Genomic DNA, 13303 nt, shown 5'->3' with positions numbered 1-13303 from the left:
CATGCCGATCTCTCTCGACGACAAACTGGTGGTGGCGATTTCCTCGCGCGCCCTGTTCAACCTCGAAGAAGAAAACCGCCTGTTCGACGCGGGCGACGACAAGGCCTACATGCAGCTGCAGTTCGACCGGCTGGACCTGCCTGCACAGCCGGGTGTGGCGTTTTCGCTAGTCAAGAAGCTGCTGGCTTTTAACGACGACGGCATCAAACGGGTCGAGGTGGTGATCCTGTCGCGCAACGACCCGGTCAGCGGCATGCGCATATTTCGCTCCAGCAAAGCGGGCGGTCTGCACCTGGAGCGGGGCGTGTTTACCCAAGGTCGATCGCCTTACGGCTACCTGCGGGCACTGGGCGCGCATCTGTTTCTATCGGCCAACGAGAAGGATGTGCGCGACGCGCTGGCGGCAGGCTTTCCGGCGGCGCGGGTGCTGACCGAATCGACCCAGGCGGGCCACAACTACCCCGACGAAGTGCGCATTGCCTTCGACGGCGATGCCGTGTTGTTCAGCGATGAGGCTGAGCGGGTCTACCAGAGCCACGGGCTGGATGCTTTCCAACGCCATGAGTCCGACAAAGCCACCATGCCCCTGCCCGACGGCCCGTTCAAACCGCTGTTGGTGGCGCTGAACCGGCTACAGCAGGCCAACAACCCGCACATGCGCATCCGCACCGCCCTGGTCACCGCCCGCAGCGCCCCGGCGCACGAGCGCGCCATCCTGACGCTGATGGACTGGCACATCGCGGTGGACGAGGCCATGTTCCTCGGCGGCCTGCCCAAGGGCGAGTTCCTACGCGAGTTCGAACCCGACTTTTTCTTCGACGACCAGACCGGCCACGTCAACTCCGCCGCCCGCCACGTGCCTGCCGGGCACGTGAGCAGCGGTGTTTCCAACCCGGCGAACTAAATCGCCGCGCGCGGGTCCACCGCCCCGCCCACTTCATAAAAGATCCCATGCGCCTAGCCAACCTGAAAGCCCAGACCGCCCAAGTCTGGAAGCTGTCGATCCCGTACTTCCAGTCCGAAGAAAAATGGAAGGCCCGCGCCCTGCTGGCCTCCATCGTGGCGCTGAACCTGCTGGGGGTCTACCTGCTGGTACTGCTGAACAACTGGAACCAGGTGTTTTACGACGCGCTGCAAAACAAGGACGCGGCGGTGTTTTGGCAGCAGCTGGGGCGCTTCACTTACATCGCCTTTGCCCTGATCGTGCTCGCGGTGTACAAGTTTTACCTGACGCAGCTGCTGGAAATGCGCTGGCGCGCCTGGATGACCACGCACTACCTGGGGCGCTGGCTGTCCAACCAGGCCTTCTACAAGATGGAGCTGGCCCGCTTCGCCAAGGCCAACCCCGAGGCCGGGCCGGACAACCCCGACCAGCGTATCCAGGAAGACCTGAACCAGTTCACCAGCCTGACCATCGGCCTGTGCATGGGCGTGTTGAATTCGGTGGTTACGTTGGTCAGCTTTGTCGGAATTTTGTGGGGGCTGTCGGGCGACTTCTCGTTTCACCTGGGCGGCAGCGAATACTTCGTTCCCGGCTTCATGGTCTGGATGGCCCTGCTGTACTGCCTGGCGGGCAGCATCATCACCTTCTACATTGGCCGTCCGCAGATCAAACTGAACTTCCAGCAGCAGCGCGTCGAGGCCGACTTTCGGCACCACATGGTGCGGGTGCGCGAATACAGCGAATCCATCGCGCTGGACCACGGCGAAAAGGTCGAGCGCGCCCACCTGGACATGCGCTTTGCCGCCGTGCTGAGCAACTACCTGCGGCTGCTGAAGGCACAAAAAAGCCTGATCTGGTTCAACAGCTTCTTCGGCCAGGCGGCGGTGGTGTTTCCGTTCATCGTGGCCGCACCGCGGTTTTTCAGCGGTGCCATCCAGCTCGGTACGCTGATGCAGATTGCGTCGGCGTTTGGCCGGGTGCAAGACTCGCTGAGCTGGTTTGTCGACAACTACAGCAGCCTGGCCACCTGGCGCGCCACCACCGACCGGCTGACTTCATTTGAAGAACAAATTCAGGCTCTAGCGCAGGTACCGTCTGCACAAGCAGCTACGAATTCAGTAGCAAACAACACCCTGGAAGCCCGCGACTTGACATTGCGCCTGCCAGACGGCAGCGTGCTGCTGAATGGTGTCAACCTGCAGGCCCGCCCCGGCGACCACATTTTGCTCAGCGGCCCCTCGGGTAGCGGCAAATCCACGCTGTTCCGGGCGTTTGCCGCTATCTGGCCGTTCAGCAGCGGACAAATTGCGCTACCGGCCGATGCGATGTTCATCCCCCAGCGCCCCTACTTCCCCGACGGCACTTTGCGCAGCGCCCTGGCCTACCCCACCGCCGCCAGCGGCTACAGCGACGAGGCCCTGCGCCAGGCCTTGGTAGATGCGTTGCTGCCCAACCTTGCCGACCAGCTGGACCAGGAGGCTGCCTGGGGCCAGAAGCTGTCGGGCGGCGAGCAGCAGCGGCTGGCAGTTGCCCGCGTGCTGCTGAAAAAGCCGCGCTGGATTTTTGCCGACGAAGCCACCAGCGCGCTGGATGCCGTAGCCGAAAATTTGATATACAAACGGCTTCTAGCGCAGGTAGAATCTGCGCAAGGTGCTATTATTTCAATAGCACACCGTCCTGGCGTGGCGGCATTCCACAATCAGCGCTGGACGCTGGAGCCGCAACCCGCAGGCGCCGTAGCGCGCTACCAGATCGCACAAACCGCCCTATAAAAAAAGCCGCTCTGGGAGCGGCTTTTTGGATCAGACCCCCGTCGTTTTCTTGACAGCGGACGGGTCTTGGTAGGTTAGCGGCCCCTCGGCCAACTTGTCGGGGTTGAGGGTCTGGTTGGCGGTATGCGCCACATCAATGGCATTGCCACCGGCCCGCCACAGCAGTTGCAAAAAGTCCAGCAGCTTCTTGGAGATCGGCTCGGGCGGCGGATTCTCGGGTTTCTTTTCCACCGCCTTGGGCGTGGTGGTCCAGTCGGTAGACGGGCCTTTTTCGGTGCTCAGCGGCTGGTTCGGGCCGGGTTCTTTCCCGGCTTCCAGCAGCTTGGCGGCTTTGGCGGCGCTTTCGGGGGATTCGTTTTGCAGGCCGTTGTCAGGCTTTTTGCCGGTTTCGGTGGCCGCTACCTTTTGGCTGACTGCCGCGGTAGCCGCCGTGGGCGTGCTGGCTTGCACGCCGCCCACCGCTTTCACCGCATTGGTCTCTGCCGCCTCGCCTTTGGGCACGGCCCGCACGGCCGTACGGGCCTGGGCTGCCGCTTCCAGCTTGGCGATGTCTTCCTGGGTGGTCGAAATGATGAGTTTGACCGACGGGGTGGGCTTGCTAGCCGCCTCCACCTTGGTGGTTTCTTCCTGGATGGCCGCCGTCACCGGCTGGGTATTGGGCCCCTGGGCCGCCGCAGACCCCGCGCCAGAACGCGTGCCAGCCGCAGCGGGCGGCCAGTTCACGGTACGTTCGACAGGAGGGATTTGCATTGTGTTCACCAGGTAAGGGAGTCTGTGGATACTTTTTTCAGACCTCGTACTTTGGTTAACGGCAGAAATGCGGGGTTATTTAGGGTCTTTTTTAAATTAATTTAAAAAAGTTTCTAGAACATCCCCAGGCTTGCCCACTGCGTGTAGCCGCCACCCCCCTTGCAGGGGGCGATATCTGTGGCCTGGCGAAGCCAGTTCCACGGTATCCCTGATGGGCTGCGTCCCGGCTGGTAGGTGCTGCGTTACAAGAATCGCTCCAGCAGCCTGCGCGAGCCCCGGTCCAGCGCGGTCATGTCGCGCACGCCGAACTGCACGCCTGCGCCACCGGCGATCAGCAAGCCGGTACGGCCCAGGCGGCGGATGTCTTCCTCGGTCTTAAGCACAAAGTCGGTGTCGCCACGGTCGGTTTCCACCGTCCAGACGCTGGGCGTGGAGAAGGTGGACACAGCCTTGACCCGCAGGATTTCGGGCACAAATTCGCGGGTGGCCAGCTCCTCCTCCAGCAGGCTGCGGGTGGCGGGCGGCAAGGCGCTGAGGCTGTCAATCCACACCAGCTCATGGCCCTCGGTGCCGACCAGGGATACGCCCTCGTCCGGCGCGGCAATCGGAAAGGCGCGCACCGGCACCACGCCTTCATGGCGTTCGCCGGTAGTGAAAACCACGGCCAAGCGGCCGAACGCATCGCGTTCCAGCAGGAAATCAGGGATGTTATTGCTCATAGATAGTCACTCAGATAGTCACTCGTCAACAGTCAGAACACACTTATTCGTGGGATGCCGTAGAACCGGCTTTGCCGAGCCACTGGCATCGCCCCCTGCAAAGGGGTTGGCGGAAACACGCAGTGTGTAGCCTGGGGGTGTTTCATCAGCCTCCGGCAGGGTGGGCGGAGTGTTCTACGGGGCGCGACAGGCTCAGGCCTTCGTCTTCGCTCTCGGTGCGGCGCAGTTGCGCCTGGTACAGCCGCCAATACGCACCTTCGCGGGCCATCAGCTCTTCGTGCGGGCCGACCTCGACCACGCGGCCCCGGTCCATCACCACCAGGCGGTCGGCCTTGCGCAGGGTGGACAGGCGGTGGGCGATGGCGATGGTGGTGCGGCCTTGCACCAGGTTGTCCAGCGCCTTCTGGATTTCGTTTTCGGTTTCGGTGTCCACCGAGGATGTGGCTTCGTCCAGGATCAAAATGCGCGGGTCGATCAGCAGCGCCCGGGCAATCGAGATGCGCTGGCGCTCGCCGCCCGACAGGCCCTGGCCGCGTTCGCCCACCAACGAGTCGTAGCCCTGGGGCAGACGCAAGATGAACTCATGTGCGTTGGCGGCACGGGCCGCGGCCACGATTTCGCGCCGGGTGGCATCTGGCTTGCCGTAGGCGATGTTCTCGGCGATGGTGCCAAAGAACAGAAACGGCTCTTGCAGCACCAGGCCGATGTTGCGCCGGTAGTCGGCCACGGCGTAACGGCGGATATCGGTGCCGTCCACCTGGATAGAGCCGTCGGTCACGTCGTAGAAGCGGCAGATCAAATTGACCAGCGTGCTTTTGCCCGAGCCACTGTGGCCTACCAGGCCGATCATTTCGCCGGGGCGGATGACCAAGTCCAGCTCGCGGATGACGGCGCGGTTGCCGTAGCGGAAGCCAATGCGCTTCATCTCGATCTGGCCTCTTACCGCACCTTTGCCACGTTCGACGTTGTTGACGGGAACCGGCTGGGCAGGCTCAGGCACATTGGACACGTGGTCCAGGATGTCAAAAATCCGCTTGGCCCCGGCAGCGGCCTTTTGCGTCACCGAAACGATGCGGCTCATCGAGTCCAGCCGGGTGTAGAAGCGGCCGATGTAGGCCAAAAAGGCGATCAACACACCTACGGTGATTTGGCCCTTGCTGACCTGCCAGATGCCGAACGCCCAGACCACCAGCAGGCCGATGTCGGTCAGTAGCGACACGGTAGGGGTGAACAGGCTCCAGGTCTTATTGAGCCGGTCGTTCACCGCCAGATTGGCCTGGTTGGCGGAATGAAAGCGGTCTGCCTCGCGGCGCTCCTGGGCGAAAGCCTTGACCACGCGGATACCGGGAATGGTGTCGGCCAGCACATTGGTGACCTCGCCCCAAACCCGGTCGATCTTCTCGAAACCGGTACGCAGACGGTCGCGTACCGCGTGGATCATCCAGGCGATGAAGGGCAGCGGCAACAAGGTGACCAAGGCCAGCCAGGGGTTGATGGAGAACAGGATGGCCGAGGTCATCAGCAGCATCAGCACGTCGGTGGCGAAGTCCAGTGCGTGCAGCGACAAAAACACCGAAATGCGGTCGGTCTCCGAGCCGATGCGGGCGATCAGGTCGCCGGTGCGCTTGGCACCAAAGTAGTCGAGTGACAGGCCCAGCAGGTGCTCAAAGGCGGTGGTGCGCAGGTCGGCGGCAATGCGCTCGGACACCAGGGCCAGCAGCCAGGTGCGTATCCAGCCCAGGCTCCAGGCTAGCAGCGCCGAGCCCAGCAGCCCGATCAGAAGCCACTTCACCTGCGCAATGTCGATCTGTTTGCCGCTCTGAAACGGGATCAGCACCTCGTCCATGAGCGGAATCGTCAAATACGGCGGCACCAGCGTGGCGGCGGTGGAGGCCAGCATCAGAAGGAAGCCGGTGAGCAATTTACCCTGGTAGGGCTTGGCAAAGCGCCACAGCCGCAGCAGCACCCAGGTGCTGGGCACGGTGTTGAGCTCTCGGGTACACACCGCGCATTCGTCGCTGTCGGGCGGCAGCGGGGCGTAGCAGGTGGGGCATTGGCCGGGTTCGTCCAGGCTGGCTTCCACGGGCTTCAGGCGGTGTTCGAACAGTTTGACGAGCTTGAGCGCCTGGGCGTCTACCCCCAGGGTATAGCGCCAACGGGCCAGCCGGGTGTGGGCGTTATGCAGCTCCAGGGTGCCGACACCGGCGTGGTCCGAGTGGCGCAGAGCCAGGTCGGGCGTGAGCGGCCAGGCTTGCCATTCACCGCTTTGGTGGCTCAGCAGGCGCTGGTCGGTCAGGGCCAGCAGCCCAGACGCAAAGCGCAGCTGGGTGTCCAGGTCAACGGCCAAGCTGACTAGGGCGTTCTCATGGGGAAGGAGCTGCGATTGCAAGCCACTGCTTAATTCGACGGGATGATGGTGTTGCATGTATGTGGGGACCCTGAGATTTCTGGCCAAGCGCCGGTGCTTCGTCGGGGCACCAGATTCTCGCCGATGCCAAGTCCATTTCTAATTACCATATGCACCTGCGCACATCAGCCACCAGCAGCCGGGCCGCCCGGACAGTACTTACGCCAAAACCTTACGCCAAAAACATGAGCCCCAAGGACGACATCCAACTGCTGCGCATCAATTATTTGCGTGGCCCCAACATCTGGACCTACCGGCCCGCCCTCGAAGTCTGGCTCGACCTGGGAGAGCTGGAAGAATTTCCCTCCAACCTGCTGCCCGGCTTCACCGACCGCCTGGTCGCCCTGCTGCCCGCCCTGGTGGAGCACCACTGTGGCGTGGGCGAGCGCGGGGGCTTTCTGCAGCGGCTGGTGGAAGGCACATGGGCCGGGCATACGCTGGAGCACGTGGTCATCGAGCTGCTGAACCTGGCGGGCATGCCCACCGGCTTTGGCCAAACGCGCAGCACCTCGCAACGCGGCGTGTACCGCATGGTGTTCCGGGCCCGCGACGAGCAGGTCGCCCGCTGCGCCCTGGCCCAGGGCCACCGACTGATCATGGCGGCCATCAACGACCAGCCATTTGACGTGGCTGCTGCCGTGGCCGCCGTGCGCGCCGAGGTGGACGACTGCTACCTGGGCCCCAGCACCGCCTGCATCGTGGCCGCCGCCACCGACCGCGGCATCCCGCACATCCGCCTGAACGACGGCAACCTGGTGCAACTGGGCCACGGTGCCCGCCAGCGCCGCATCTGGACGGCCGAAACCGAATTCACCAGCGCCATCGCCGAGGGCATTGCCCACGACAAGGACCTGACCAAGACCCTGCTGCAGTCTTGCGGTGTGCCCGTGCCCGAAGGCGTGGTGGTCGACAGCCCGCAGGCCGCCTGGGAAGCCGCACAAGACGTGGGCTTGCCGGTGGTGGTGAAGCCGTCCGATGGCAACCATGGCCGGGGCGTGGCACTGGACTTGAGCACCCAGGCCGATGTGGAAGCCGCCTACCTGGTGGCCGAACAGCATGGCAGCGAGGTACTGGTGGAGCGTTTCGTGCGCGGCAACGAACACCGCCTGCTGGTGGTGGGCGGCAAGGTCGTGGCGGCCGCCCGGGGTTCGGTCGCCTGGGTCACCGGCAACGGCCAATCTACCGTGGCCGAGCTGGTGGATGCGCACATCAACACCGACCCACGCCGTGGCACCCACGAAGACGCGCCGCTGGGCCTGATCGACACCTTTAACGACGAAGCCGTGCTGCTGGACCTACAGCGCCAGGGCCTCACGCCCGACGCGGTGCCCGCCGCGGGCAAACAGGTGCTGATCCAACGCAACGGCAACGTCGCCATAGACTGCACCGACCTGATGCACCCCGAGGTAGACCACATCGTGTCGCTGGCCGCACGCATCGTCGGGCTGGACATTGCCGGGGTAGACGTGGTGTGCGAAGACATCTCCAAGCCCCTGGGGGCCCAGGGTGGCGCGATTGTGGAAGTCAACGCCGGCCCCGGCTTGCTGATGCACCTGAAACCCGCCGAGGGCTCGCCCCGCCCGGTGGGCCGGGCCATCGTGGACCACCTGTTTGACGAAGACGAGACCGGCCGCATCCCCATCGTGGGCGTGGCCGGTACCCAGGGCACGCACACCATCGCCCGGCTGGTGGCCTGGCTGCTGCACCTTAGCGGCAAGCGTGTGGGCCTGGCCTGTCGCGACGGCTTGTTTCTGGACACCCGGCGCATCGAAACCAAGGACTGCGCCCACTGGGAACCGGCCCACCGCCTGCTGATCAACCGCTCGATGGAAGCCGCCGTCATCGAAAACGGGGCCGCCAGCATCCTGCGCGACGGCCTGGCCTACGACCGCTGCACCGTCGGCATCGTCACCGACCTGGGCGGTGCCTCCACGCTGACCGAATTCGACATCACCGAAGAAGAGCAACTGGTGAAAGTGCTGCGCACCCAGGTGGACGTGGTGCTGGCCGATGGCGTGGCGGTGCTGAATGCTGTGGACGAGCGCGTGGCCGCCATGGCCGAACTGTGCGACGGCTCTGCCATTTTGTATGGAATTGACCCGCTACTGCCCGCCACCATTGCACACCGCGCTACAGAAGGCAGAGCAGTCATCATCCATAAGGGCCACATCATGCTGGCCACCGGCAGCGCCGAAGTGCCGCTGGTCAACCTGGAGCGGCTCACCGCCAACTGGACCACCCCGGCACAGCTGGAGCCCATCCTGGCCTCGATTGCCGCCGCCTGGGCGATGGATATTTCGCCCGATCTGATCGTGGCCGGGCTCAAGACCTTCGAACTGGACCTGCCCACCGTGCGCCCCACGCCTCCTGTCCGCCCCACCCTGCCCCCGGCCGCCCCCCGCACCGAACAAGAAGATAGAAAGACCGACTGATGGAAGTCTCACGCATCCGGGCCCTGCGCGGCCCCAATCTCTGGAGCCGCCACACCGCGGTGGAAGCCGTGGTGGCCTGCGCGGAAACTGAGCAGGACATTGCCCAGCTCCCCGGGTTCGAGGTTGCCGTGCGCGCCCTGTTCCCGGCCATCGGGCCGCTGCGCCCGCACCTTGAACACGGCTCGGTGTCACTAGCCCATGTACTGGAAGCCGCCACGCTGGCGCTGCAGGCCCAGGCGGGCTGCCCGGTGACTTTCAGCCGCACCTCGGCCACTGAACAGACTGGCATCTACCAAGTGGTGGTGGAATACAGCGAAGAAGCCGTGGGCCGCCAGGCGCTGGAACTGGCCCAGGCCCTGGTCCACGCCGCGCTGAACCACACCGCATTCGACAAAGATGCTGCCATCGCCCAACTGCGCGAAACAGACGAAGACGAGCGCATGGGCCCTAGCACCGGGGCCATCGTGGATGCCGCTGTGGCCCGGGGCATCCCCTACCGCCGCCTGACCAAGGGCAGCATGGTGCAATTTGGCTGGGGTTCCCGCCAGCGCCGCATACAGGCGGCAGAGTTCGACCTGACAAGCGCCGTGTCCGAGGCCATCGCCCAGGACAAAGACCTGACCAAAAAGCTGCTGCACGCTGCCGGCGTGCCCGTGCCGCTAGGCCGCCCGGTGGAAACACTGGAAGAAGCTTGGGCAGTGGCGATGGAAATAGGCCTGCCCGTGGTGGTGAAGCCGCAAGACGGCAACCAGGGCAAGGGCGTCACGGTCAACATCGTGGACCGTGCACACCTGGATGTGGCCTTTGCGGCGGCCGCCGAAATCGGCGAAGTGATGGTCGAGAAATTCTTGCCCGGCAGTGACTTTCGCCTGCTGGTGGTGGGCAACAAGCTGGTGGCTGCGGCCCGCCGCGACCCGCCACAGGTGCTGGGCGACGGTGTGCACACCGTGCGCGAGCTGGTGGACATCGTCAATTCCGACCCCAAGCGCGGCGAAGGCCATGCCACCTCGCTGACCAAGATCCGCTTTGACGACATCGCCATCGCCCGGCTGGCGCTGCAAGACCTGGCCCCGGAATCGGTGCCCGCCATTGGCCGCCGCGTCATTCTGCGCAACAACGCCAACCTGAGCACCGGCGGCACCGCCACCGATGTCACCGACGATGTGCACCCCGCCGTGGCCGCCCAGGCGGTGGCCGCAGCACAAATGATCGGCCTGCACATCTGCGGCGTGGACGTGGTCTGCGAAAGCATGCTCAAGCCGCTGGAAGACCAGCACGGCGGCATTGTGGAAGTGAACGCCGCGCCCGGCCTGCGCATGCACATTTCGCCCTCGTTCGGCAAAGGCCGCAATGTGGGCGAGGCCATGATTAGCAACCTGTACGCCGCGGGCGACGATGGCCGCATCCCGGTGGTGGCCGTCACCGGCACCAACGGCAAAACCACCACCGCCCGGCTGATCGCCCACCTGTTCACCAGCGGCGGCCTGCGCGTGGGCATGACCAACACCGATGGCGTGTACGTGAATGGCCGACAGATCGACAGCGGCGACTGCTCGGGCCCCAAAAGCGCCCGCAATGTACTGATGCACCCCGACGTGGACGCAGCCGTGTTTGAAACCGCCCGCGGCGGCATGCTGCGCGAAGGCCTGGGCTTTGACCGCTGCCAGGTGGCCGTGGTCACTAACATCGGCGCGGGCGACCACCTGGGCCTGAACTACATCACCACGGTGGAAGACCTGGCGGTGCTCAAGCGCATCATCGTGCAAAACGTGCCCGCCACCGGCTACGCCGTGCTGAATGCCGCCGACCCCATCGTGGCCGCCATGGCTTCGGTTTGCCCTGGCAACGTCATCTACTTCACCGCCGACCGCCACCACCCGGTGATGGCCACCCACCGCGCCCAAGGGCGGCGCACGGTATATGTCGATGGTGACTACATCGTGGCGGCCGTGGGATCGTGGCGCGAGCAGATCGCCCTGCGCGATGTACCGCTGACGCGTGCAGGCACCATTTCTTTCCAGGTGGACAACGCCATGGCTGCCGTGGCCGCCGCCTGGGGCGTGGGCATGAACTGGGACACCATCCGCCGGGGTCTGTCGAGCTTTTCCAACGATGCCGACAACGCGCCGGGCCGCTTTAACGTGATGGACTACAAGGGTGCCACAGTGATTGCCGACTACGGCCACAACCCGGATGCCATGCGCGCCCTGGTCTCCGCGGTGGAAGCCATGCCCGCCAAGCGCCGCTCGGTGGTCATTAGCGGCGCGGGCGACCGGCGCGACGAAGACATCCGCGAGCAAACGGTGATTTTGGGCGACGCGTTTGACGACGTGATCCTGTTCGAAGACGCCTGCCAGCGCGGCCGTGCCGACGGCGAAGTGGTCAAGCTGCTGCGCGAAGGCCTGGCCAACGCCCAACGCACCCGCACGGTGGACGAGATTTACGGCGAATTTATCGCCATCGACCACGCCCTGGCGCGCTTGCAGCCTGGCGACCTGTGTTTGATCCTGGTGGACCAGGTAGAAGAAGCCCTGGCGCACCTGGCGCAACGGGTGGCTGCGGCCTGAGTCCTCAGCGGAGTGGGACGGCATGGGCGGTAAAATCGTGCCTTTGTCGTCCTTCCCCCCTACTCCATCCATGTCGTCTGTAACCGCCGGGCCTGCCCGGGCCTGCTTTGACCTGAAAAGCGCCACGCTGCCCCTGATTGCGGTGGTGCTGAAAACCGCCGACCTGGCCGCACTGGCCAAGGAGATGGAAGCCCGCTTTGGCGATACCCCCGATTTTTTCGACCAGGACCCGGTCGTCATCAACCTGCTGCCGGTAGCCGACAACGCCGACCCCATCAACTTCAAGCTGCTGGTCGAGCTGTTGCGCAGCTACCGCATGCAACCGATTGCCGTGCATGGCGGCAGCCCAGCCCAGCGGCAGATGGCTGTGCAGGCCGGGCTGGTAGACGCACCCGACATCACCAACGCCGCGCCCCTGCCCCCCGCTGCGCCCCCGGTGGCCGCGCCTGCGCCCGAACCCGCCGCGGTGGTGCCCAGCGGCGCACTGGTCATCGACAAGCCCTTGCGCTCGGGCCAGCAGGTGTACGCCCGAGGCAGCGACCTGGTGGTGCTGGCCATGGTCAGCAACGGGGCCGAGGTGCTGGCCGATGGCAGCATCCATGTGTACGCCCCGTTGCGCGGCCGCGCCATTGCCGGTGCCAAGGGCAATGAAGATGCCCGTATTTTCAGCACCTGCCTGGAGGCCGAGTTGGTATCCATCGCCGGTGTGTACCGCACGTCCGAAATCCCCCTGCCCGCCGAGGTGCTGGGCAAACCCGCCCAGGTGCGGCTGCTCAGCGAAAAGCTGGTCATGGAAGCCCTGTAATGGCGACGCGACGCAGGCAAAACCCTGTGCGCCGCCCGCCGCCCGCATCTGCAACCCTATTCAAACCCAGAACCCTGAAAGACCCGCAACCCATGACCAAGATCATTGTGGTGACATCCGGCAAAGGTGGCGTTGGCAAAACCACCACCAGCGCCAGCTTTGCCTCCGGCCTCGCGCTACGCGGCCATAAAACCGCCGTGATCGACTTTGATGTCGGCCTGCGCAACCTCGACCTGATCATGGGCTGCGAACGCCGCGTGGTGTACGACCTGATCAACGTGATCCACAACGAAGCCAACCTGAACCAGGCCCTGATCAAGGACAAGCAGTGCGACAACCTGTTTGTGCTGGCCGCCTCGCAAACCCGCGACAAAGACGCGCTGACGCAAGACGGCGTGGAGCGGGTGCTGAAAGACCTGGGCGACATGGGCTTTGAGTACATCGTTTGCGACTCGCCCGCGGGCATAGAGACCGGCGCGCTGATGGCCATGCACTTTGCCGATGAAGCCCTGGTGGTGACCAACCCCGAAGTCTCATCGGTACGCGACTCCGACCGCATTCTGGGCATGCTGGGCTCCAAGACCAAGCGCGCCATCGAAGGCAAAGAGCCCATCAAAGAGCACCTGGTTATCACCCGCTACAACCCGGTGCGGGTAGAAGACGGCCACATGCTGTCGCTGGAAGACATACAGGACATTCTGCGCATCCCGCTGATGGGTGTGATTCCCGAGTCGGAAACCGTGCTGCAGGCGTCCAACCAGGGCCTGCCCGCCATCCACTTGACTGAAACCGATGTATCGGAAGCCTACAAGGACGTGGTGTCGCGGTTTTTGGGCGAAGACAAGCCCATGCGTTTTGTCGAAGCCGTCAAGCCCGGGTTTTTCAAGCGCCTTTTCGGAGGGAAATAA

The 13303-nt window shown here is 64.4% G+C and carries 9 protein-coding genes; 6 read left to right on the top strand and 3 right to left on the bottom strand.

All coding sequences use genetic code 11. The annotated features are described in order from the left end of the window. Position 1: 1 nt before the first annotated feature. Together AC097L_RS12470 and AC097L_RS12465 are read left to right on the top strand one after the other, a co-directional pair. The gene (locus AC097L_RS12470; RefSeq protein WP_479586755.1) at positions 2-904 is read left to right on the top strand and encodes a 5'-nucleotidase; all 903 of its coding nucleotides are present in this window, start codon (positions 2-4) and stop codon (positions 902-904) included. 47 nt (positions 905-951) lie between these two features. Then, positions 952-2715 (top strand): ABC transporter ATP-binding protein/permease, encoded by a 1764-nt coding sequence (locus tag AC097L_RS12465; RefSeq protein ID WP_479586754.1) that lies wholly within the window; start codon positions 952-954, stop codon positions 2713-2715. 30 nt (positions 2716-2745) lie between these two features. Here AC097L_RS12465 and AC097L_RS12460 read toward each other — a convergent pair whose 3' ends face one another. From AC097L_RS12460 to AC097L_RS12450, 3 genes are all read right to left on the bottom strand, one after another. Next, entirely contained in the window at positions 2746-3465 is a 720-nt protein-coding gene (locus AC097L_RS12460; RefSeq protein ID WP_479586753.1) for a hypothetical protein, read from the bottom strand. Between the two features lie 242 nt (positions 3466-3707). Next, positions 3708-4184 carry a cyanophycin metabolism-associated DUF1854 family protein gene (locus AC097L_RS12455; RefSeq protein ID WP_479586752.1) on the bottom strand — a complete coding sequence of 159 codons (477 nt, stop codon included), beginning with the start codon at positions 4182-4184 and terminating at the stop codon, positions 3708-3710. 145 nt (positions 4185-4329) lie between these two features. Continuing rightward, complete coding sequence (locus tag AC097L_RS12450) at positions 4330-6609, bottom strand: cyanophycin metabolism-associated ABC transporter (protein ID WP_479586751.1); 2280 nt, start codon at positions 6607-6609, stop codon at positions 4330-4332. A gap of 167 nt (positions 6610-6776) precedes the next feature. On the opposite strand from AC097L_RS12450, the gene AC097L_RS12445 reads away from it, so the two are divergent. The 4 genes from AC097L_RS12445 (at position 6777) to minD (ending at position 13303) form a co-directional block, all read left to right on the top strand. After that, positions 6777-9023, top strand: coding sequence for a cyanophycin synthetase (locus AC097L_RS12445; protein WP_479586750.1), 2247 nt, complete (start codon positions 6777-6779; stop codon positions 9021-9023). Continuing rightward, on the top strand, positions 9023-11590 hold the full coding sequence (cphA, locus tag AC097L_RS12440; RefSeq protein ID WP_479586749.1) for a cyanophycin synthetase: 2568 nt from the start codon (positions 9023-9025) through the stop codon (positions 11588-11590). Before AC097L_RS12445 ends, cphA begins: the two co-directional genes overlap by 1 nt. A gap of 70 nt (positions 11591-11660) precedes the next feature. Further along, positions 11661-12395 (top strand): septum site-determining protein MinC, encoded by a 735-nt coding sequence (gene minC, locus AC097L_RS12435; RefSeq protein WP_479586748.1) that lies wholly within the window; start codon positions 11661-11663, stop codon positions 12393-12395. Positions 12396-12487: 92 nt separating this feature from the next. After that, positions 12488-13303 (top strand): septum site-determining protein MinD, encoded by an 816-nt coding sequence (gene minD / locus AC097L_RS12430; RefSeq protein ID WP_479586747.1) that lies wholly within the window; start codon positions 12488-12490, stop codon positions 13301-13303.

The sequence above is a fragment of the Rhodoferax sp. RT5P35 genome, from assembly GCF_056521385.1.
This window is presented reverse-complemented; position numbering and strand designations above follow the sequence as displayed.